General features: G+C 29.5%; 22 protein-coding genes. 14 read left to right on the top strand and 8 right to left on the bottom strand.

The features are described from left to right. Positions 1-7 precede the first annotated feature (7 nt). Complete coding sequence (locus L8W56_RS05105; RefSeq protein ID WP_133319201.1) at positions 8-325, top strand: ArsR/SmtB family transcription factor; 318 nt, start codon at positions 8-10, stop codon at positions 323-325. On the opposite strand, the gene hemW is transcribed toward L8W56_RS05105, so the two are convergent. Further along, a complete protein-coding gene (hemW, locus tag L8W56_RS05110) occupies positions 322-1371 on the bottom strand; it encodes a radical SAM family heme chaperone HemW (protein ID WP_263659610.1) in 1050 nt (349 codons plus the stop codon). The genes L8W56_RS05105 and hemW overlap by 4 nt on opposite strands. Positions 1372-1451: 80 nt before the next feature. Between hemW and L8W56_RS05115 the strand changes: the two genes are divergently transcribed. From L8W56_RS05115 to L8W56_RS05165, 11 genes are all read left to right on the top strand, one after another. Then, entirely contained in the window at positions 1452-1922 is a 471-nt protein-coding gene (locus L8W56_RS05115) for an RNA pyrophosphohydrolase (protein ID WP_133319199.1), read from the top strand. Continuing rightward, positions 1922-3124 (top strand): aspartate kinase, encoded by a 1203-nt coding sequence (locus L8W56_RS05120; protein WP_263659611.1) that lies wholly within the window; start codon positions 1922-1924, stop codon positions 3122-3124. The genes L8W56_RS05115 and L8W56_RS05120 overlap by 1 nt, the downstream gene beginning before the upstream one ends. Beyond that, positions 3125-3661: a HobA family DNA replication regulator gene (locus tag L8W56_RS05125; RefSeq protein WP_263659612.1), complete on the top strand. Its 537-nt coding sequence runs from the start codon at positions 3125-3127 to the stop codon at positions 3659-3661. Positions 3662-3702: 41 nt separating this feature from the next. Continuing rightward, positions 3703-4314 carry a DNA polymerase III subunit delta' gene (locus tag L8W56_RS05130; RefSeq protein WP_318529806.1) on the top strand — a complete coding sequence of 204 codons (612 nt, stop codon included), beginning with the start codon at positions 3703-3705 and terminating at the stop codon, positions 4312-4314. Then, positions 4301-5443 carry a dihydropteroate synthase gene (gene folP / locus L8W56_RS05135; RefSeq protein WP_263659614.1) on the top strand — a complete coding sequence of 381 codons (1143 nt, stop codon included), beginning with the start codon at positions 4301-4303 and terminating at the stop codon, positions 5441-5443. Before L8W56_RS05130 ends, folP begins: the two co-directional genes overlap by 14 nt. Before the next feature lie 2 nt (positions 5444-5445). Continuing rightward, complete coding sequence (gene ligA, locus L8W56_RS05140) at positions 5446-7401, top strand: NAD-dependent DNA ligase LigA (protein ID WP_263659615.1); 1956 nt, start codon at positions 5446-5448, stop codon at positions 7399-7401. Beyond that, positions 7391-8113, top strand: coding sequence for a TlyA family RNA methyltransferase (locus L8W56_RS05145; RefSeq protein ID WP_263659630.1), 723 nt, complete (start codon positions 7391-7393; stop codon positions 8111-8113). Before ligA ends, L8W56_RS05145 begins: the two co-directional genes overlap by 11 nt. Beyond that, a complete protein-coding gene (locus tag L8W56_RS05150) occupies positions 8079-8930 on the top strand; it encodes a bifunctional riboflavin kinase/FAD synthetase (RefSeq protein WP_263659616.1) in 852 nt (283 codons plus the stop codon). Before L8W56_RS05145 ends, L8W56_RS05150 begins: the two co-directional genes overlap by 35 nt. Then, complete coding sequence (gene cmoA, locus L8W56_RS05155; protein WP_133319192.1) at positions 8920-9624, top strand: carboxy-S-adenosyl-L-methionine synthase CmoA; 705 nt, start codon at positions 8920-8922, stop codon at positions 9622-9624. The genes L8W56_RS05150 and cmoA overlap by 11 nt, the downstream gene beginning before the upstream one ends. Positions 9625-9813: 189 nt before the next feature. Further along, a complete protein-coding gene (locus L8W56_RS05160; protein WP_263659617.1) occupies positions 9814-13833 on the top strand; it encodes a hypothetical protein in 4020 nt (1339 codons plus the stop codon). Positions 13834-14041: 208 nt separating this feature from the next. Further along, complete coding sequence (locus tag L8W56_RS05165; RefSeq protein WP_263659618.1) at positions 14042-15805, top strand: tetratricopeptide repeat protein; 1764 nt, start codon at positions 14042-14044, stop codon at positions 15803-15805. Positions 15806-15812: 7 nt separating this feature from the next. Here L8W56_RS05165 and ychF read toward each other — a convergent pair whose 3' ends face one another. Genes ychF through rpiB form a run of 6 tightly spaced genes read right to left on the bottom strand, consistent with a single transcriptional unit; the run spans position 15813 to position 20255 of the window. Next, complete coding sequence (ychF, locus tag L8W56_RS05170) at positions 15813-16913, bottom strand: redox-regulated ATPase YchF (RefSeq protein ID WP_263659619.1); 1101 nt, start codon at positions 16911-16913, stop codon at positions 15813-15815. After that, positions 16910-18361 carry a leucyl aminopeptidase gene (locus tag L8W56_RS05175; protein ID WP_263659620.1) on the bottom strand — a complete coding sequence of 484 codons (1452 nt, stop codon included), beginning with the start codon at positions 18359-18361 and terminating at the stop codon, positions 16910-16912. The genes ychF and L8W56_RS05175 overlap by 4 nt, the downstream gene beginning before the upstream one ends. After that, positions 18358-18951: a DedA family protein gene (locus L8W56_RS05180; RefSeq protein ID WP_133318967.1), complete on the bottom strand. Its 594-nt coding sequence runs from the start codon at positions 18949-18951 to the stop codon at positions 18358-18360. Before L8W56_RS05180 ends, L8W56_RS05175 begins: the two co-directional genes overlap by 4 nt. Before the next feature lies 1 nt (position 18952). After that, positions 18953-19492, bottom strand: coding sequence for an adenine phosphoribosyltransferase (gene apt, locus L8W56_RS05185; protein WP_133318966.1), 540 nt, complete (start codon positions 19490-19492; stop codon positions 18953-18955). Next, positions 19489-19821, bottom strand: a complete 333-nt coding sequence (locus L8W56_RS05190; RefSeq protein WP_133318965.1) for a hypothetical protein — start codon at positions 19819-19821, stop codon at positions 19489-19491. Before L8W56_RS05190 ends, apt begins: the two co-directional genes overlap by 4 nt. Further along, positions 19818-20255 (bottom strand): ribose 5-phosphate isomerase B, encoded by a 438-nt coding sequence (gene rpiB, locus L8W56_RS05195; protein ID WP_133318964.1) that lies wholly within the window; start codon positions 20253-20255, stop codon positions 19818-19820. The genes L8W56_RS05190 and rpiB overlap by 4 nt, the downstream gene beginning before the upstream one ends. A gap of 145 nt (positions 20256-20400) precedes the next feature. Between rpiB and L8W56_RS05200 the strand changes: the two genes are divergently transcribed. Together L8W56_RS05200 and L8W56_RS05205 are read left to right on the top strand one after the other, a co-directional pair. After that, positions 20401-20952: a CheB methylesterase domain-containing protein gene (locus tag L8W56_RS05200; RefSeq protein ID WP_133318963.1), complete on the top strand. Its 552-nt coding sequence runs from the start codon at positions 20401-20403 to the stop codon at positions 20950-20952. A gap of 11 nt (positions 20953-20963) precedes the next feature. Continuing rightward, entirely contained in the window at positions 20964-21746 is a 783-nt protein-coding gene (locus L8W56_RS05205) for a CheR family methyltransferase (protein ID WP_133318962.1), read from the top strand. On the opposite strand, the gene L8W56_RS05210 is transcribed toward L8W56_RS05205, so the two are convergent. Continuing rightward, the gene (locus L8W56_RS05210) at positions 21743-22936 is read right to left on the bottom strand and encodes an MFS transporter (RefSeq protein WP_133318961.1); all 1194 of its coding nucleotides are present in this window, start codon (positions 22934-22936) and stop codon (positions 21743-21745) included. The two genes, L8W56_RS05205 and L8W56_RS05210, sit on opposite strands and share 4 nt — an antisense overlap. Positions 22937-22970: the final 34 nt, after the last annotated feature.

Here is a 22970-nt window from a genome sequence, read left to right on the forward strand (position 1 = left end):
GAATTTTATGCAAGAATTTTTAAAAATAACAAGTGCAATTAACGATGAAAGTAGGATTTTAATCCTAGCTTTTTTACAAAAATATGGAAAACTTTGTGTGTGTGATTTGCAAAGCTCTTTAAATATGAGTCAATCAAGGCTTTCAAGACATTTAAAAATTTTAAAAGAAGCTAATTTTTTAGAAGTAGATAGACAGGGTGTTTGGGCGTATTATGGAGTAAAAGAAAATTTAAATAATTTTTGCAGCGATATATTAAAAAATATCAATGAACTTTCTATAAAACTCCCTGAATTTAAAAGAATTTCTTGTGAATGCAAAGCTTAAGTGCTAATATACAAAGCTAGTTCATCGCTTAAAAGATAATTAGTATTATAAAAAATTCCATTTTTATATACTAATTTCCCTTTTTTGCTAAGAAATATTGCTTTTTCTTTTTCTAAAGGATCTAGCTTTGTTTCATCCACTCCTATAATGCTTCTAAGTCCTAGAAAAATATGCTCTAAACACAAATCTTTTGAATTTAAATTTTCAACCTCCCTAAAACAAGGATTTGCTATATAATCTTTTAAATTTTTTTTAGTATAAAATCTTTGATTTTTTGAAAATCCTACTGCACTTAAACCACATCCTATATAGTCTTTTCCTTGCCAATAAGCAAGATTATGTTTGCAAATTTGTCCAAAATTACTGATTTCATATTGTTTATAACCAAGATTTTCAATTGCTTTGATAAAATGTTTTGCAAGGCGTGGAGCGTTTTTTTTATAATGATTTTTTTTGGCAAATCTTGTTTTTTCTTCTATAGTTAAATTATAAGCACTCACATGGCTAATATCAATTAAAGCGAGTTTAGAAATTTCATAATCAAGCATTTTACTATCATCGAGTTTTGTATCATAAATTAAGTCTAAATTTATATTATTAAATCCTGCTTTTTTTGCATTTTCTATACTTGTAAAAATGCTTTTTTGATCATGAATACGCCCAAGGAATTGTAATTTTTTTTCATGAAAACTTTGCACCCCAAAAGAAATGCGGTTAAAACCTAAATTTTTTATCTCTTTAAGCCAAGAAAAATTGCTTGAGTTAGGATTTGCTTCTATGCTTATTTCATTATTTTTTTGTAAATAACTTTGCAAAAAAATAAAAATTTTTTCATAAAAATTAACACTCATTAAACTAGGAGTACCACCGCCTATAAAAATAGTTTTTATGGAATTTTTATCAAGCTTGAAAAAATCTAATTGATATTTTATATCTTGCATTAATGCGTTTAGATAATCTTTTTCAAAATCTTTTTTTTTAAGTGAAGTAAAAGAACAATAAAAACATTTACTTTCGCAAAATGGTATATGTATATATAAATGCATAAAACTTCTTTAAAATGTGATTATAAATTCGTATTTTTTTGTTAGAATTATATTATTAAAAAGTCAAGGATAAGAAAATCATGGAAAAAGAAAAAAAATATAGGCCAAATGTAGCCGCAATAGTGCTATCATCAGCTTATCCTTTTGAATGTAAAATTTTACTCGCTAAACGCAATGATATGGAAAATATATGGCAGTTTCCTCAAGGTGGAATAGATGAGGGAGAGGATGCTAAAAGTGCGTTATTTAGAGAATTAAAAGAAGAAATAGGTACAGATGAGATTGAAATTTTAGCCGAACATCCTGAATGGATTAGTTATGATTTTCCACCTAAGGTTGCACAAAAAATGTATCCTTATGATGGTCAAAATCAAAAATATTTTTTAGTTAGATTAAAAAACAAAGCTATTGTTAATCTAAATACTAAAAATCCTGAATTTGATGCTTATAAATTTGCTTCATTAGAAGATGTGTATGATATGATTAATCATTTTAAAAAGCCTATATATATTAGAGTTTTAAAATATTTTAAAGAAAGGGGGTATATTTAATGCTGGTCGTACAAAAATATGGGGGAACGAGTGTAGGAACGCTTGAGCGTATCGATGAAGTTGCTAAAAGAGTGGCAAAAAGTAAAAAAACTTGCGATAAGTTAGTTGTAGTAGTTTCTGCAATGAGTGGAGTTACTAATGAGCTTATTGATTTTGCACATCATTTTAGTAAAAATCCTTCAGGTCGTGAGATGGATATGCTTTTAAGTAGTGGTGAGCGTGTAACTTCATCTTTACTTGCTATTGCATTAAATGAAATGGGTTTAAAAGCTACTGCATTTTCCGGACGCAATGCAGGGATTATTACAGATGATGTTTATACTAAAGCAAGAATTGAACACATTGATACTACAAATATTAATACAGCTTTAGATGAGGGGTATATTGTAGTAGTTGCTGGCTTTCAAGGTATCGACAAAATGGGTAATGTTACTACTTTGGGTCGTGGCGGAAGTGACTTAAGTGCAGTTGCATTAGCAGGAGCTTTAAATGCTGATTTGTGTGAAATTTATACTGATGTAGATGGGGTATATACTACCGATCCTAGAATTGAACCAAAGGCTAAAAAGCTAGATAAAATTTCTTATGAAGAAATGCTAGAGCTTGCAAGTTTGGGAGCTAAAGTTTTACAAAATCGCTCTGTAGAGCTTGCTAAAAAATTAAATGTAAAATTAGTTACTAGAAGTAGCTTTAATGAAAATGAAGGGACGATCATTACTAAGGAGGAAAATATGGAACAAGCTTTGGTTAGTGGTATAGCACTAGATAAAAACCAAGCAAGGGTTACTTTAAGAAATATTGATGATAAGCCAGGAATTGCTGCTGAAATTTTTGGAACTTTAGCAAATGAAAATATCAATGTAGATATGATTATCCAAAATGTAGGTGTAGATGGAGCTACAAATTTGGGCTTTACTGTGCCTGAAAACGAGCTTGATTTAGCAACTAATGCTATGAAAAAAGTTTTAGGTGCTAATGCTAATATAGAAACAGATAGTGCAGTGGTAAAAGTTTCAGTTGTGGGTGTGGGTATGAAATCACATTCTGGAGTAGCTTCAGCAGCTTTTAAAGCATTGGCAAATGAAAATATTAACATACAAATGATTTCTACAAGCGAAATTAAAATTTCAGTCATCGTGCATGAAAAATATGGCGAATTAGCTGTAAGAGTATTGCATGAAGTTTATAAACTAGATGTATAAATGAGCAATAGTTTTTTAAAATTTACCCTAGAGCAAATCCGAGAAAATGGCACTTATACAAGTTGGTTAGAAGAAAGGCGTCTTGAATGGTCGCCTTTGATAGCTTCTAAATTAGCTTTGCTTTTACAAGGTTATACTTTTATTGTGATTACTGATGAGCAAAGAACATGGTTTGAAGAGTATTTTTTAAGCCAAATCAATGCTAACGCCACAAGACCTTTAGTGCCTTTTGTGTCTTTAAAAGGAATTTATAATAAAGCTTGTAATACCCAAGAAGATATAGATTTGCTTAATGATCTTTTAAGTATTTCTTTTCCTAATGGTTATGCCTTTTTTTATATAGGAACTAATACAGGGTTTAAATTTAAAATTGCTAATTCTAAAGCAGAAAGTATGCTTTGGCTTTTTGATGAGCAATTGCAAAATAGCTTTTATCTTTCCTCGCGTGATAAAGAATTAGACTATAAACTCATTTCTTTATATAAAGTATTTGAGCAAAGCTTAGAGGCTGTGCTTTTTTCTAAGGTAGAAATTTGAATCTAAGAAATAAAATCATTGTCCATAATGATTTTGAACTAATGCAAGAAAAACTCACAGAAGAATATGGAGCAAAAAATCTTAAATTTTTCATACCTAAAAATCCTGACTTAGAATTAAGACTAAATGACTTAACTTATGACAAAAACGCCCAAGCAACCGCAAAAGCCATTATGAAAGAAAGCTATGTAGCTGAAGCGCAAGCTAAAATTATTGTTATACTAGCTAAGTCTTTTCGTGAAGAAGCACAAAATTTTTTATTAAAACTTTTTGAAGAGCCACCAAAAAATGTGTATTTTATCATCGTAGCTCCTTCAAAAAATGTTTTTTTACCTACTATACTTTCAAGATTTGTCATAGAAAAACATAAAATTCAAAAAGAAAAAATGTCTTTAAATTTAGATCTTAAAAAAATGGATCTAGCTCAAATTGCTTCATTATTAAAACAATATGAAAATATAGACAAGCATGAGTGTTTGGATTTAATTAGTGCTTTAAGCTATGAGTGTTTTAAACAAGATATAAAATTAAACGATGAAGAAATTGAATTTTTTTATAAAGCTTATGAGCTTGCTAAATTAAATGCAAAGCCAACTATTTTACTAAGCACCATAGCTTTAATTTTACATGAGAGAAAAAATGAAAATCATTAAAATCAATCCTAACACAGACTTTGAGCAAATTTCTAAATATATAAAGCCACATAAAGCAGGTAAGAAAATTATGAGTGAAAAAACTCAAATTCATTTTTTTCTTATCAAAGAACTAAGAGCACCTGCTGCAAATATACTTAAACAAGACGCACTAAGGGTTGGAGCTGAACTTGTAACACATAAAGAAGTTATACTAGGTAAAGAACATACTAATGCCTTACTTATGGTAACGCAAGATCAAGCTAAAAAGCTTATAGAAAAAGAAAAACTACAAGATTTTAAGCTTAAAAATTTAGCACTATTTTTAAAGTCTAATTTCGCTAAACCAAAATATGCAAAAATTATGGGTGTGATTAATATTAATGAAGATAGTTTTAACGCTCAAAGTAGGGTTAAAGAAAATGAAGTTTTAGAAAAAATCAAACTCATGATCTCTCAAGGGGCTGATTATATAGATATAGGCGGGGTTTCTTCAAGGCCTGGAAGTATGTATTGTGGGAAAGAAGAAGAGTTTAAACGCTTAAAAAATACCCTAGATTTAATCTATAAAGAAAAACTTTATGAAAAATGTATTTTTAGTTTAGATAGTTTTGATGAGTATTGTTTAGAATATGCTTTAAATAAAGGCTTTAAGCTTATTAATGATATCACCGGTTTTAAAAATGAAAATTTAGCCAAACTAGCTTTAAAATACAAAGCCACTTATACACTCATGCATATACAAAATACCCCACAAAATATGCAAGATAACCCGCATTATGAAGATGTACTCGCTGAGCTTGATGATTTTTTTACGCAAAAGCTAGAAAGGCTAAGTGAGCTTGGTTTAGAAGATGTGATTTTAGATGTTGGTATTGGTTTTGGTAAAAGTCCTTGGCATAATATGATGTTAATCAAACATTTAGAGCATTTTTTACGCTTTGAAAAAGAACTTTTAATCGGAGCTAGTAGAAAAAGTATGATAAATGCTTATTTTAGCTCAAGTGTTGAGCAAAGACTAGCGGGTACGCTTTATTTGCATTTAGAGGCTTTTAAAAATGGTGCCAGCATTATAAGAGTGCATGATGTGTATGAACATAAGCAAATGTTTGAACTTGCAAAAGCTATGGATGAACTTTCTTTGGAGTAGTGATGACTTATCAAGAGTATTTAGAAAAGGTAAAATTGGCAAAAGAATGGATGAGGGCTTATTATGAAGATGATGAGCCTTTAGCAAGCGATGAAGAATATGATAAACTTATAAGAGAGTTAAAAGCATTTGAAATGCTTCATCAAGAAAAGATTTCTAAAGATTCTCCTACGCAAAATATCGCTCCTATTATACAAAGTGAATTTCACAAACTTGCACATAGTGCAAAAATGTGGTCTATGGAAGATGTTTTTGATGAAGCTGAGCTTAGAGCTTGGGCAAAAAGAGCTAAATGTGAGTTTGGTTTTTTCATAGAACCTAAGTTTGATGGAGCAAGTTTAAATCTTACTTATGAAAATGGTATTTTAATCAGCGGTGCTACAAGGGGTGATGGAGAAGTGGGCGAGGATATTACTTTAAATGTAAAAGAAATATCAAACATACCCCAAAAAATTCCTTATAAAGACAAGATAGAAATTCGTGGCGAAGTAGTGATTTTAAAAGAAGATTTTGAAAAAATCAATGAAAAAAGAGCTAAAGACGGCTTAAGTTTATTTGCAAACCCACGCAACGCAGCAAGTGGTTCACTAAGACAGCTTGATACAAGCATTACAAAAGAAAGAAATTTAAAATTTTATCCTTGGGGAGTGGGGGAGAATTCTTTAGAATTTAGCAAACACTCTGAAGTGATGGAGTTTGTAAGAAGTCTTGGCTTTTTAAAAGATGATTTTGTTTTTTGTGTGAAAACTTTAGATGAGGTTTTAGAAAAATATCATGAGCTTTTAGAAAAAAGAGATCAAAAACCTATGATGATGGATGGTATGGTTGTAAGGGTAGATGATTTAGCTCATTGTAAGCTTTTGGGTTATACTGTGAAATTTCCAAAATTTATGGCTGCATTTAAATTTCCTGCTTTAGAAAAAACTACAACATTGCTTGGGGTTAATTTACAAGTTGGAAGAAGCGGAGTGATCACTCCTGTGGCAGTGCTAGAACCTGTAAATTTAGATGGGGTTGTAGTAAAGTCTGCAACCTTGCATAATTTTGATGAGATAGCTAGACTTGGAGTGATGATAGGCGATAGTGTAAGTGTGATAAGAAGTGGCGATGTCATACCTAAAATCACTAAAGTTTTTACCCAAAGGCGTGATGGTTTAGAAAGTAAGATTACTAAACCAACTCTTTGTCCTGAGTGTTTTAGTGAGCTTTTAGATGAGGGTGCTTTTTTAAAATGCCAAAACTTAGATTGCAAGGCAAGACTTGTAAATTCTATCATACATTTTGTATCTAAAAAGTGTTTAAATATAGACGGCCTTGGAGAAAATATCGTCGAGCTTTTATTTAAAGAAGGAAAAATCACTAACATAGAAAGTATATTTTTCTTAAAATATAGTGATTTTGAAGGCTTAGAAGGTTTTAAAGAGAAAAAAATCAACAATCTTCTAAGTGCTATTGAAAATGCAAAAAAATGCCCCTTATCAAGGTTTATCACTGCTTTGGGTATAGAGCATATTGGTGAAGTAGCAGCTAAAAAATTAGCTCAATCTTTTGGCTTTGAATGGTTTATGCAAAGCTATGAAGCTTATGCAAATTTAGAAGGCTTTGGCACACAAATGGCTAAAAGCTTAGAAGAATTTACCCATGTCAATGCAAACCGCATTCAGCATTTTTATGAAATTTTGCATTTAGAAGATGAGAAAAAAGAGCTTATTATAAATGATAATATTTCTAATAAAACCTTTGTTATCACAGGTACTTTAAGCAAATCACGCGATCATTTTAAAGAACTAATCGAAAGCTTTGGAGCAAAGGTAAGCTCAAGTGTGTCCAAAAAAACTGACTTTGTATTATACGGAAGTGAGGCAGGCTCAAAGCTTGAAAAGGCTCAAAGTTTAGGAGTTAAGTGCATCAATGAAGCTGAGTTTAACGCTCTTTTAGGCGGTGATGATGAGGTATGATGTCTTTGTAAGTGCAAAGTTGAACATTTCTCGCAATAAAGCTTGTGAGCTTATAGAAAACAAGCAAATTTTACTCAATGGCGAGTTTAAAAAAACCTCTTTTAAAATCACATCTTTAAATCCTTTAGAAGATGAGAGTTTAAAACTCACGCTTTTAGAAGAGCTTTTTGTAAGCAGAGCTGCTTTTAAGCTCAAGCATTTTTTACAAGAGCATACATTTACTATCAAAGATAAAATTTGTTTAGATATAGGTTCATCGACCGGAGGTTTTGTGCAAATTTTACACCAAAGTAATGCTAAACACATTACAGCTTTAGATGTAGGTTCTAACCAACTTCATGAGAGCTTAAGAAATTTAGAAAATATCCAAATTTGTGAAAACACTGATTTGCGTGAGTTTAAAAGTGAAATTTTATATGATGTTATCACTTGTGATGTGAGTTTTATATCTTTAACACATTTGATTTTTCATATAGATAAACTTGCTAAAGATCTTATCATCTTGCTTTTTAAACCTCAATTTGAAGTAGGTAAAAATGCTAAGCGCGATAAAAACGGAGTGGTAAAAGATACCAAAGCCATCAAAAATGCTAAAGAAAGCTTTGAAAAAGCTTGTGCAAAGCTTGGTTGGATCTTGCAAGCAAGTCAAGAGTCACACTTAAAAGGAAAAGAAGGTAATGTTGAGTTTTTCTACGCCTATAGAAAAAACTAAGATCACAAATTTAGCCATAGGGCGTTTTGATGGTATGCATTTGGGGCATTTTGAGCTTTTTAAGCATTTAGATGAAAATGGCGCCTTATTTATCATCACTAAAGAGGAAAAAGAAGCCCTAACACCTAAGGATTTTAGAGTAAATTTGGTTGATTTTCCTTTGATTTTTTGTGATTTTGATAAAATCAAGGACTATAAAGGTGGGGATTTTTTAAAACTTTTAAAGCAAGAATTTCCCAAACTAGAAAAGATCATCGTAGGTTATGATTTTAAATTTGGCAAAGAAAGAAAATGCAGTGCCAAAGACATACAAAGTCTTTGTGGTATAAACACTATCATCGTAGATGAGTTTAAAATTCAAAATAAAAGTGTTCATGCAAGTATGATTAAAACCTTACTTAAAGAAGCAAAAGTCAAAGAAGCTAAAAATTTTCTAGGTAGATTTTATAATATACAAGCAAATATCATCAAAGGTCAAGGCATAGGCGCTAAAGAGCTTTTTGCAACTTTAAATTTACATACAAAAGACTTCTTTTTACCCAAAGATGGCGTATATGCGACTTTAGTAAAGATTGAAAATAAAAGCTATCATAGTGTAAGTTTTATAGGCATAAGATCTACTGATGAAAATTTTGCTTTAGAAACGCATATTTTAGATGAAAATTTCACAAACACAAAAGTAATTTCAGTTGAGTTAAGTTTTATTGACTATATAAGAACTAATGAGAAATTTAACGACTTAGCCTTATTAAAAGCACAAATTAGTAAAGATATTGACAAAGCAAAAGAAATTTTAGGAAGATTAAATGAAAGATGAAATTTTTAAAAAACCCTTGGAAAAACAATTTGAATTTGATAAAAGCGTAGCAAGTGTTTTTGATGATATGGTGTCAAGATCTGTGCCTTTTTATACGCAAAATTTAAAACTCATAGTCGAACTTATTGATCATTTTGCACCACAAAATGCGAGAATTTGTGATCTTGGTTGTTCTACGGCTAGTTTATTGCTTGCACTTTATGAAAAAAGAAAAGATTTTCTTTTAAGCGGGGTTGATGAAGCTAATGCTATGTTAGAGATCGCCAAAAACAAATGTCAAGCCTTTGGAGCTAGGGTGGAATTTCATCAAAAAAATTTAGATGATTTTGAGTTTTTTAAAAATGATGTTTTTATAGCTACTTATACTTTGCAGTTTATCCGCCCACCTAAAAGACAAGAATTAGTTGATAAAATCTATCAAAACTTAAAAGAAAATGGTATATTTGTGCTTAGTGAAAAAATTCTTTATGAAGATGTAAAAATAGCTAAAAAAATGATACAAATTTATGAGCAATATAAACTAGAGCAAGGTTATAGTAAGCTAGAAATTTCAAGCAAACGAGAAGCCTTAGAAAATGTCCTCATTCCTTATACTCAAAATGAAAACATAACTATGCTTAAAAAGGCAGGATTTTCTAAAGTAGAAAGTGTTTTTAAATGGGTAAATTTTGAAACTTTCATAGCTTTTAAATGATAAATTTAATAGCTAAATTTTTAAATCGCTTTGTATAATTTTTTATAATTGTTAAAAATATTTATTATTTATAAATTAATAATTATTTATATATTTTAAAATAATTTATTATATAGTGTGATAATAAGTGATATTTTACTAAAAAAAGAGGTGTAATAATGCCTTATTATCGATATGGGGGGGGGTATAATGAATTCCTCTCTAGAAAGATTAAATGCAAAGGAAAATTTTAATTATTCTAATACCCAAAGAATTAAAAATATTTTTTTATCTTTGGCAACTATATCTTTTTTAGCAACATGTGCTAATTCTAGTGTTGTTATAAGCGATCCATCTTCTTCTGGTTCTATAAAAATCTCTAAAGCAGGAATGTTAGAAAAAAATGTAAGTGGTGCTGGATGTTTAGATGGTAAAAACTGCACCATAAACACAGATGCTTCAACTAGACTTTGGTTAAAAAATGTTGATGGGTATAATATACATGTTAGCAATTCAGGTAAAATCTCTAAAGATAATCAACATGCTATTATGATTGATGAAAATTCTAAAAATATAAATATTATTAATAATGGTTCCATTATCGGTGGAAAATCGGAAATAGTAGAAAAACCTGAATTACCTCCTGAAGAGACTCAAGACCCATTTGTAGAGGGAGATGGGATTTTTATTAGAAATAACTCACATGTAGCAAGTATCATAAATAATAATCTAATAGATGGAAATCATGGTATTTTAATCTATGGTGGAACTATTGATAAATTTACAAATAATAATAATCTACTCGCAAAATATGATGGTTTTTATATAGGCAATAGTAAAGTTACTATTATCGAAAATAAAAAAACCATACAAGGAAGCAATTTTGGAATATTGATTAGACATAGCTCCACTATTGATAATATTAATAACAGTGGATTAATTCAAGGTCTAAATAGAGGAGGTATTTCTATAGAGTATGGTTCAAAAGTAAAGAAGATTGATAACAGGGGAAGTATAGTAGCTAAAACCGATGGTATCTATCTTGGAAAAAGTTTAGAAAATTTAAATAATAATGGAACTATTAAAGGTAATAATTATGGTATTTTAGTTAGAGAACGATCAATATTGGATAATTTGTATAACTCAAAAGATATAATTAGTAGTAGTAGGGATGGAATAACTATTGAAGATAGGGGTAAAATAAAAACTTTAAACAATTTAGGAGTTATTAGTGGTGAAAAAAAAGGTCTTAGAATAGGTAGTAATTATAAAAGTAAAGGAGCACTAGATAATTTAGATAATAAAGGTAAAATATTAGGAAAAGAATACGGGTTGTATATGCAAAAGCAATCAACTTTACAAAATTTTACTAACAAAGGAACCATACAAGGTGCTACTGCTATTGGAGTTAATAATAGCACTATTGTAGATTTTAAAAATTATGGAAGTATTATATCTACTACAGGTCCTAGTATATCTTTAACAAATTCAACTATGTCAAATTTTACTAATATAGCTGGTATTAATTCACAAAAAGAAATTCTCAATTTAGATAGTTCAACTATAAAATCTTTTGTTAATTCAGGAGTATTAAATAGCCAAACATCTTCCATGATTTTAAAAAAATCCACTCTAGAAAATTTAAGCAACTCAGGAACCATACAAGGAAAACAAGCTGGTATTAGTTTTGATAGTGCTATAGGTGGCACCCTTACTAATGCAGGAAATATAATAGGTGATATTAACGGAATAAATATAGATAGCGCTTCTAAGGTAGATTCTATAATATTAACTAGTTCTAATGCTTTAATAGCAGGAGTTAATGCCGGTATTAATAATGAAGGAACTATAGGTAAAGATGATACTTCTAATGCAATCACTTTAAAACAAGGTATTATAACAGCATTACAGAATAATCGTCAAATAAATACCGCAGGCAATGCTTTAATCAATAATGGAACTATACAAGGAAATATTTCTTTAACTAATAATGCTAAAATAATTGGAACATTAAAAAACACAAAAACTATTACAGGTAGCATAGAATTAAATTCTAATTCTCAAATAAACACAATTTCTAATGCAGGAACTATAACTAATGGTATAAACTTAAGTAATAAAAGTGCTATAGGGGATATCACTAATAGTGGTAGCATTAATAATACTATTTCACTAAATGCTAGTTCTATTAAAAACTTTACTAATGCTAATAGTGGAACAATGCATAATCTTACTCTAGATAATAGTGGAATAGAAAATATCACTAATAACAATCAAGCAGATTCTATAACTTTAGCTAATAATTCTTTTATTACTTCATTAAAAAACACAAAAACTATTACAGGTAGCATAGAATTAAATTCTAATTCTCAAATAAACATAATTTCTAATGAAGGAACTATAAACAAAGATATTAAGCTAAATCAATCAACCATAGCAAACATCAATAATGCAGGAACTATAACTAATGGTATAAACTTAAGTAATAAAAGTGCTATAGGGGATATAATAAATAATTCAACCATAGGTAAAGAAGCTACACTTTACAGTATGTCTAATGATCAAGTTTATGGTATTAAAAACCATGGTAATATTGGCCAAGTAAATAATAATGCGGTTATTTTCAATGGTATATATAATGCTAATTCTATAACTTCGTTATTAAATAATGGCAATATTTATAGTGGTATTAAAAATACTGGAACTATAGAATCTTTAGTTAATACTAAAAAAGCAATAATTCATGATGATATTGAAAATGATGGCACAATGAAATTAACTAATTATGGAACAATAGGAGGAATTACTAATAGCAATTCTTTCACTCTGATTAATGGTTATGTTCAAGGTTCTGGAAAACATGCAAAATATATTAGTGGTGTTTTAAATAAGAATAAAAATGGATACCATATTGAAAATAATGGCAAAGGTGTTTTTAGTATCAATAGTTGGTATTTTGATGCGCCTGAATTTTTAAATAAAGAAGATAGATTAAAAAATTCGGTTGTATTAGGTGGTAATAATCTTGGTGGTATTAAAGTAGATGAAGTTTATATTAATACTGCAAATTTAGATACTAAAAAAATATATGATAGTAATACTTTTTTTATTGATGAAAAAGGTAATAGTATAGGAAATAATACTAATGATGATAAAGGCATTGATGCAAAAAATATTCATAGTCTAACAGATATTTATTATTTTATGAATGTTCCTTCGGAAAAAGGAAAATATAGAGTTAGTGTAGATATTAATGAGTTAAGTGGTAAAACTTTAGCTAAATCTATGGTATATTCTGCAAGATTAAGAAGCATTAATGTGTCTAATTTGTTAAGAAATGCTGCTGGATTGAATTTGCAATCTGATTTATCTAAAAATAATCGTAAATATCTTGATTCAAATACAACATATTATTTTTTAAATCCATATTATAATCACTCTTCAGCTAAAATTGGAAAAAGTGTAGGGCAATTAAGAATGGATACTGCAGGTTTGATTGGTGGTTCATTTAAGCAATTGCCAAAATATTATGGTGTTATAGGTTTTTATCTAGGTCATGAGGATAGCTCTAAAAAACAAAACACACAAAGATTAAATTTTGATGATAAAACATATTATGGTGGTTTAACTTATTATAATGTATTAAAAAGAAAAGGATTAGATGAATACTATTTTAGTGCATATTCAAAATTTGATTATACCAAGACAAATATAGAAAAGTCTTATAAAAATAATCCTGCTAGTTCTAAAGCAAATACATTAGTATATGGATATGGCGCTGAGGCAAAAATAGGTGCTAATTATTATAATGCTATAGATGTAGCTAGAGTATCTCCAGAAATTGGACTAAGTTATTATGGTATGAGTAGTAAGAATTTTAGTTTAAATCACTTAGGTGGAACAAAAGAACATTATTTGGCAGGTCAATTTAACTTTGTTGATGCAAGTGCGGCTTTAAAATGGTATAAGCCATGGACTGATAAGTTTAAATCTAATATAACCATAGGATCTATAGTAAATTTATATACTGATGCAAGAGGTAAGTTGAAATTAGATGAAAATACATTAACAGCCGATGTTATTACTTCCAAATACTATGGATTTGGGCAATTTGGATTATCTTATGCTCTTAATAAACATTCTGATATATCATTAAATTATGCGGGTGTGTTTACATTTGATAATACCACTTCTCATACTATGTTTTTAAAACTAGGTTTATGGTGGTAAGTATTTTTACATATCAACTAAAATAGTTGATATGTAATTTTAATTCCCTAGAGCTTACTTGAAATAGTGCTAAACAACATATTTATTTTCGCCTCCTTTAAAAATATTAGTAAGCTCGAACTAAATCATAATATATTTATTATGATTTAGTTTTTAGTAAGTTCTAGGGAATTAAAAAATATATTAATGTAATATCATAGAGGAGATAATGTTAGATAAAATAATATATCATTATTATAATAATAACCATCAAAAGTGTTTAGAGTGTAGTGAAGAATATTTGGAGCAAGATCCTAAAAATGCTTTAGAATATGCGATGATGGCTTCTTTTAAAATAGGAGATTATGGTAAAACTTTACATTATGCAAGACAAATTTTTAATTTATATCCTACTAGTTTTAATGGACTAATGCTTGCAAAAGCACTTTCATATAATGGAAATTTTAATGATGGTATTGGATTACTTGAAGAGCTTTTACAAAGACAATGTTTTTTAAAAGATGAGCTTAATTTGGAACTTGCTTTTGCTTATCAAAATACAGGAAGCCTAGAAGATGCAGAAAAACTGTATAAGCTTGCTTTAGAAAAAGATATGTATAATCTTGATTTGTGGAAAAATTACGCTGAGCTTTATTTTAAAACAAATTTCCAAAAGGCACTTGAAGCACATAATGAACTTTGTGATTTTACACAAATTATGATATCAAAATTACAAAGTGGGGAGTTAGTAGAAAAAAATTTTACAAATAGTATTAATTTACAAGATAGATTACAAGAGAAAACCCAAGAAAACTTGACTATAGTTAAAATTCATGAGTTTTTAAATACACAAATTTTACCACAAAAAGCATATTTGCTTTTTAAACTTTTGAGATTGCAAGAGTCATTAGAATTATTTTCGAATTTATGTGAGTATAATCAAAATAATGCTCAATTTTGGCAAAATTATGCAAAAGCACTAGAACTAAGTGCTAATTATCAAGGTGCTTATAATGCATACCAAAAAGCTTTGAGTTTGCATCCACATGCAACTTATCAGTTTGACTTGGCATATTTGCTAATGCGTATGGCAGAAAGTGATAATTTTGAAGAAGGTAAAAGAGTATATGAGAGCAGACTTTTTTATGCCCATAATGAAACTTTTTCACCTTATCATTATAATAAAACCATACAAGCTTTTAATAAAGATGGAGTGCAGGCTTTTAAAGATAAAGAAATTTTAGTTTTTTGTGAGCAAGGTTTTGGTGATACTATCATGTATGCTAGATGTTTGGAAAAACTTTGTCAAATTGCCTCTAAGGTTTTATTTGCTCCGCAAATCGCTATGTATGAAATGTTTAAAAATCAACTCAAAGAGCTTAATAAACAAAATAAATTTTTTTCTAATTTGAAAATTTTAAAAGATTTTCCGAGTGAGTTTGATTATGCTATGCCGATTTGTTCTTTGCCTTTGCTTTGTGATATTAAATTAGATGAAATTTCTAAGTTAAGAACGCCTATTATTGCTTTAGAAAAACCAAATAATAAAATTAAAAAAATAGGAATTTTTTGGTTTACTCCTAATGCTATAAATACTGATTTATTGAGAAATGTAGATTTTATATTTTTGTATAATGCATTAAAAGATTTATGTTGTGAGATTATTTCTTTTCAAGTAGATGGGGTAAATAATGTTAATCTACCTCAAGAAATTGAAAATAGGGGAGTAAAGCTAAAAAATTGGAATGATACTTTAGATAACTTAAAAGATATTGATTGTATTGTAAGTATAGATAGTGCTATTGCGCATTTAGCCTTAGCTTTAGATATACCTACAATAGTACTTTTAGCACCTAGGTTTGATTGGCGTTGGGGTAAATTTGAAAATCCTAAAAGTTATTTTTGGCCTAAAGCGAATTTACTTACTTTTTCTAATGAATATGATACTAAGGATAAATTGCAAAGCTTAATTAAAAAACAAATCAATGTTTGATAAATTATCAAACATTGAATCTAAAATGCATTACATCGCCATCTTGTACGATATAATCTTTCCCTTCAAGGCGTAGTTTTCCTGCTTCTTTAGCACCACTTTCGCCTTTGCAAGCGATATAATCCTCATAAGAAATTACTTCAGCTTTGATAAAACCTTTTTCAAAGTCATTATGGATCACGCTTGCTGCTTTTGGTGCTTTCCAACCTCTTTGTATAGTCCATGATCTAACTTCTACTTGACCTGCTGTAAAATAGCTAATCAAGTTTAGCTTTGAAAATGCTGTGCGTATAACTACTTCAAGCCCGCTACTTTCTATACCTAAAGATTTTAAAAATTCATAATTTTCTTCATCGCTTAAAGCTATCATTTCTTCTTCTATTTTAGAGCAAAGTTTGATTACTTCATGGCCTGATTTTGCTGCAAATTCTTTAAGATCTTTTACAAATTCATTATCTTCTAAAAGCGAATTCTCATCTACATTTGCTCCATATATCACTTCTTTAGCTGAAAGCAATCTTAGTTCTTTTATAAGAGCATGATAGATTTCATTTTTATTAGCAAAAGAACTTGCGCTATTATTTTGATTTAAATGCTCTAAAAGTTCATTAGCTAATACCAAGGTTTCTTTTGCACCTTTTTCATTGGCCTTTGCACCTTTAGTGAGTTTTTCTATTTTTTTGCTAAGTTGTTCTATATCTGCTAGTATAAGTTCTGTTTCTATGATTTGTACATCACGCACAGGATCAACACTGCCCGCAACATGGGTGATATTTTCATCATCAAAACAACGCACAATATGTAAAATCATCTCTGTTTCGCGTATGTTAGATAAAAATTTATTACCCAAACCCTCACCTTTGCTAGCTCCTGCTACTAAGCCTGCTATATCAACAAATTCTATATTTGAGCGTATAATTTTTTGTGGATTAACAATTTTTGCTAGTTCTTTTAAGCGATGATCAGGCACAGGTACCACTGCTTTGTTTGGTTCTATGGTGCAAAATGGATAGTTTGCACTTTCAGCATTTTGTGCTCTTGTTAGAGCGTTAAAAGTGGTAGATTTTCCAACATTTGGAAGTCCTACTATACCAACTGATAAACTCATTTTTGTTTCCTTGAAAGATAAAGTAAATATGAAAGGCACATTCTAACACCTGCTCCGGTTGCACCAAAATTATGATAACCCCAAGCTTTTTCTAAATAAGCTGGTCCTGCAATGTCTAAATGTAGCCATTTGTCTTTGTATTCTTCTCTAATGAAAGAATTTAAAAATAATCCCGCAGTAATGGCTCCGCCATAACGACTTGAAGAGGTATTACTAACATCTGCTATGTTTGATTTTATAAGCTCTTTTAAGTGCGGATTAAAATGTAAAATAGTAGCTAAATCTCCACTTTTTTTACTTATTTTATAAAATTCATTTTGCAAATCTTCATTATTTCCCATGATGGCACTTGTGTATTCTCCAAGTCCTACTACGCAAGCTCCAGTTAAAGTAGCAAGATCTATTAATAAATCAGGTTTTAGATCTTGAGCAAGTGAAAGACAATCTGCTAAAACTAATCTTCCTTCTGCGTCGGTATTTCTAACCTCTATACTCACACCTTCTCTTGAAATAAGCACATCATCAGGCTTGTAAGCATTTCCGCCTATCATGTTTTCAGTTGCGCCGATGATAGAATGAACTTCTATATCAAGGTTTAACTCACTTGCACCTTTGATAATAGCCATTGCAGCCGCACCACCGCTTTTATCTGATTTCATCGTTAACATGTAATCAGCAGGTTTTAAACTAAGTCCACCGCTATCATAAGTTAGCCCTTTACCTACAAACACTACTTTCATTTTTGGATTTTGTGGTTTATAAGAAAGATGAATGAGTTTTGGGGGATGAATTGAAGCACGATTTACTGCTAAAAATGCTTGCATTTTTTCTTGCTCTAAGAAATCGCTTTCATAAATTTTACATGAAATATTAGAATTATTTTGGCTCAGTTCAAGCGCATCTTCGGCCATTTTGGCAGGAGTGTAAATTTGTGGGATTTCATTAACGATATTTTTTGCAAAATCACAAGCATTTGAAAAAATTTGACCATAGTTTATACCTATGCAAGCCTCTTCTAGGTTGTATGTTTTATTATTAATTTCATCTTTTGCAATGAAGATATTTTCTAATTTGCTTGGTGTTTTTTCTTTTTTGTATTTGTTAAATTCATAAGCACCAAAAGTAAATCCTTGAATCATAGCATTAAAGCTATTTACTACACATTTTCCTATGACACTTTTTGTTTTTACGCTTTGAATTTCAAGTTTTTTTAAAGCTTTGTATGCATTTGCAAAAGCAAGCCTTATATCTTCATATTCTAAGCTTTTAAGTTCACTATAAAGAATTTTATTTTGCATATCTATGCAAATTCCTTCACCTTTATAGCTTGAAAGCTTGAAAAGTTCTTGACTTTGAGTGTATTTTTCTATTTTTTTATCTTGTATTAAAATGATTTCAAAATCAGCATTTATAGAGCCGATATTTTCTTCTATAAAATTAAAAGTCATTTGCGAGTCCTTCTTGTAAGTATTGATTTTTCTATTTGTTTCATTCCTAAAAATAAAGCTAATAAAAAGCCAGCAATAATTGGCACTGCAAAATACCAATGATTTCCAGCCCATTCTACTGCAAGCCAAATTTCTTTTCCAAAAAACCATGCAAGTAAAATAGTTATAGCAGCCCAAGCCCACGCACTAATAAGATTAATAAACGCAAATTTTTTAGCACTATAACGAGTTAATCCTATACTCATAGGTATAATAGTTCTAAAACCATACATATATCTTTGTATGAAGATAATAGGCCAACCAAAACGCTGTAAAAGTAAATGTGCTATGGCAAATTTACGCCTTTGGGTGCGAAGTTTTTTCTGAATGTATTTTTTGTTATATCTTCCTATATAAAAGTATATTTGATCGCCTACAAAGCCACCTAAGCCTGCTATAAAAATAATAAGTCCTAAATTTACATGGCCTTCATGTGCAAAAATACCTGCTAAAATAAGTGCAAGTTCTCCTTCAAGTATGCACCATAAAAACACAATAATATAAGCCCAATTTTTATAATCATACAAAAGTTGTTTTAAAAATTCTTCCATTTTATACCTCTAAAACACTATAAACAGAAGTTAATTTAGCTAATTCTTTAGCACCATCTAGATCTTTTAACTCTAGTAAAAAACAAGCTTCAACACATTTTGCATTGAGTTTTTCTATGAGTTTAACAGCGGCTATTGCTGTACCACCTGTAGCGATGAGATCATCTATAAGTAAAACATTTGCTTTTTGATTATTAAAAGCATCGATATGAATTTCTATAGTATCACTGCCATATTCTAAACTATAAGATTCTTGTAAGCATTTTGAAGGTAGCTTTCCAGGTTTTCTTATGGGCACAAAAGGAAGTCTTAATCTAGCGCTCAAGGCAGCTCCAAAAATAAAACCTCTACTTTCTATACCAACGATATAATCAAGCTTTGCGTTTTGATATTTTTCAACTAAATGATCCATTAAAAACGCAAATGCTTCTTTGTTGTTTAATAAAGTAGTAATATCTCTAAAAACAATCCCTTCTTTTGGAAAATCCTTAATAGCTCTAATGCTATCTAGTAAATATTTTTTATCTTGCTCTTTTATCATAATAATGCCTCTATTTTTGCTTCTAATTCTTTGATTCTTTGTCTTAGTTTTTCATTTTCAATACGATATTGTGAATTTCTTGTTCTAAGAGAGGTTAAGTCTGCTTTGCTTTTGTTTAATTCTTCAGTTAAAATATCAATATTACCCAAACTTCTTTGAAGTTGTACTTGTAGTTTTCTAATAACAATTTCAGTATCATCAAGGTTGTTTTTTATAAATTCTTTTGCCACTTTTTCTTTATGAAGCAGGGTTTTATAATAAAGTAGCATAATAGTCATATAAATACTAATACAAATTAATACAGTTAATACAAGCCAACTTAAGATCATAATCTTTCCTCTATTTTACTAATTCTTGCGCAATGTCTTCCGCCGCTAAAAGAAGTGTTGATAAAATTTGAGATAATTTCAAAAGCCATATCAACCCCTATTAATCTAGCTCCTAGCGCTAAAACATTTGCATCATTATGTTCTCTTGAAAGTTTAGCACTTAAAGATTCGTTACACAAAGCACAGCGTATATTTTTATGACGATTTGCTGCTATACTCATACCAATTCCTGATCCGCATACTAAAATTCCAAAACTTTTTTCATTTATTTTAGAGCTTAATAAATGTGCATAATCAGGATAATCACAACGATCCTCACTAAAAGGACCTAAGTCTTCAAAAGTAATATTTTTTTCTTGTAAAAATTTAGTAATTTCTTGCTTTAAAATAAAACCAGCATGATCACTTGCAATATAAATTTTTTCTCTTAACATTTAACATTCACTTTATCATTTTTGAAATTTTAAAGTATTAATTTTATCATATTTAATTAAAATTTTTCTTTCTTATATATAATTATTTTTTTATGTTTTCAAATATTTATTTGATATAATAACAATGAATTATTTAAGGTAAAAAATGAAGCTTATACTAATTGGTTCTTCAACAGGTGGCCCAAGCCAACTAAAGTTTTTACTAAATGATGTAGAATTGAAAGATTGTGCAGTAGTGATTGCTCAGCATATGAATCCTGCGTTTATTCCTTCTTTTGTAAATCAATTTAACAAAGAAGCATTAAGCGAGGTGATTATACCAAGTGATAAGGAAGTTTTGAAAAATAAAATTTATATTTGTCAAAGAAATATGATCTTAAGTGGCAACAATACCTTAACATTAAATACTACAGATGAAACTAGTAGTTTTAATCCAGGGATTGATGTGCTATTTAATTCTGCTGTTAATCTTTGCAAATATCATAAAATTTTAGCTTTGATTATGACAGGAATGGGCGATGATGGTGCTAAGTCTTTGTTTGAACTTTATAAAGCAGGAGTAAGGTGTTTGTGCGAAAATGAGGCTGATTCTATAGTATATGGTATGCCAAAAAAAGCCAGAGATACTAATCCAAATTTAAAACCTATGAGTTTAATAGAACTCAAAAAAGAAATAACAAATTTCATCAAATCGTAGGACAAAAAAAGATGATAAAGATTACAGAAAATGAAATGAATGATTTTGTAAAAATCGTAGAGCAAATAAGTGGAAATAACTTAAATGCGAAAAAGGATATATTATCTATTAAACTTCCTAAATTTTTACAAGAATTAGGCTTGAGCAGTCTTAGTGAATTAAATGAAAAAGTGCAGTTTCAAAGAAATTTAAAACAAGAAACTATGGATTTTATTACAGTTTGTGAGACTTATTTTTTTAGAGAATTAGAGCAATTAAAAGATGTGATTTTTTATATAAAATCTCTTGATCGCCCTGTAAATGTGCTTTGTGCTCCATGTTCAAGCGGCGAAGAAGTGTATTCTTTAGCTATTTTAGCAAGTGAGAATTTTGTTAAAGGTATGAATATAGTTGGTATAGATATTAATAAAAAAATGATAGATAAATGTAATGAAATGATTTATTCAGAGCGTTCAGTATCTAGATTAAACACTATGCAAAAAACGCGTTATTTTGATGTAAAAGATAGAATGTATCATCTTAAAAAAGAAACCCTAGCTTGCAGATGCCGTTTTGATCTTTGTAATGTCTTTGATGATTCTTTATTTAAATTTGGAAAATTTGATGTGATTTTTTCAAGAAATATGATGATATATTTTGATCAAGATTTTAAAATAAGACTTATGGAGCGTTTTTATAGGATATTGAATAAAGAAGGTAGAATTTACCCAGGAAAGTCAGATCTTGTGCCTGAAACAGCTTATTTTGAAAAAAACTTTTCAGCAGGTGGAGTTTATTATTCTAAGGTGGATTAATTATATTTTTTATTAAACCACCACCAATAAATTGCTGCAAAGATAAAACATACTCCTAAGCCAAAAGTAAAATGACTTAGTTTTATTCCATAAAATTCAAATAAATATCCTGTTGAAAAAGCAATAATTGCACTAAAGGTTAAATATACCATATCATTGTAAGCAATCACTCTGCCATAGTATCTTTTGTCGCAATCATTTTGCAAAAGTGTATAGGTATAGCTCCATAAAGATGAAGTGCAAAAACCAGCCATTACCAAGCCTACAAAAGCAAGATAAAAGTTAAATTGCAAGCAAGCCCAAAGCATTATACCTACACCTTGCGCTAAGTATAAATATACCAAAGTGTTTTTATTAATATAAGGACTAAGCACATAAGGGCCTATAAGTAAAGATATGGCTCTTATAGCATTAGAAAGCCCTATGGCTAGAGGTATAGAAATAACTTTTGCGTATTCATATTCTGCTAAAAGAGTGATTAAAACATCATAAGCAGTTATCCCTACAACCCCATGAAGTAAAATCAAATGAATGATTTTTTTATTATTAAATACATAAACTAAGCCTTCTTTGATTAATATAAAAAGATTATTTTGTGTGGTATTTTTTTCATTAGGTAAAATCAAAGTTTTGAGTATAAGCATAGCACAAAATAGCATTAAAGTATCAGCTATAAAGGCTGGCTTTACTCCAAAAAGATCTATAAAAAGCCCTGCTGCACCCATACCCAAAGCATATGATACAGCCCATATGATACTATGAAGCTCATTGCCTAGTTTTAATTCTTGTGGGGTTAAAATTTTAGGTAAAACTGACATTTCTGTTTGAAAATACATACTTGCAACCGCCATACGAACAAAGGTTAAAAAGTATAACAACCAAAGCATGGCTAAAGAATTTACAAAAATTAACATAAAAATAGAAATCATTTCAATACTAATCATTGTGAGTAATAAATTCTTAGGTTTAAATCTATCTACTATAACCCCATTTATAGGTGCAAGTATAATAGAAGGTAAAAAAACAAAAATAGCTGAAAAACCTATGATATTAGCAGGTGCACCGAGCTCTTTAGTTAAAAGGGTAAAAACACCTACTTGAGAAAACCACGCACCAAAATAACTTATAAATTGTACTATTGCTAAAAGGCGAAAAGTTTTATTATTTTTAAGTAAAGACCTATAAGTCATGAGTATCCTATGAATATATGAAATTAAAGGGCTT

Source organism: Campylobacter sp. IFREMER_LSEM_CL1085, from assembly GCF_025772235.1.
Taxonomy (GTDB): Bacteria; Campylobacterota; Campylobacteria; order Campylobacterales; family Campylobacteraceae; genus Campylobacter_D; species Campylobacter_D lari_D.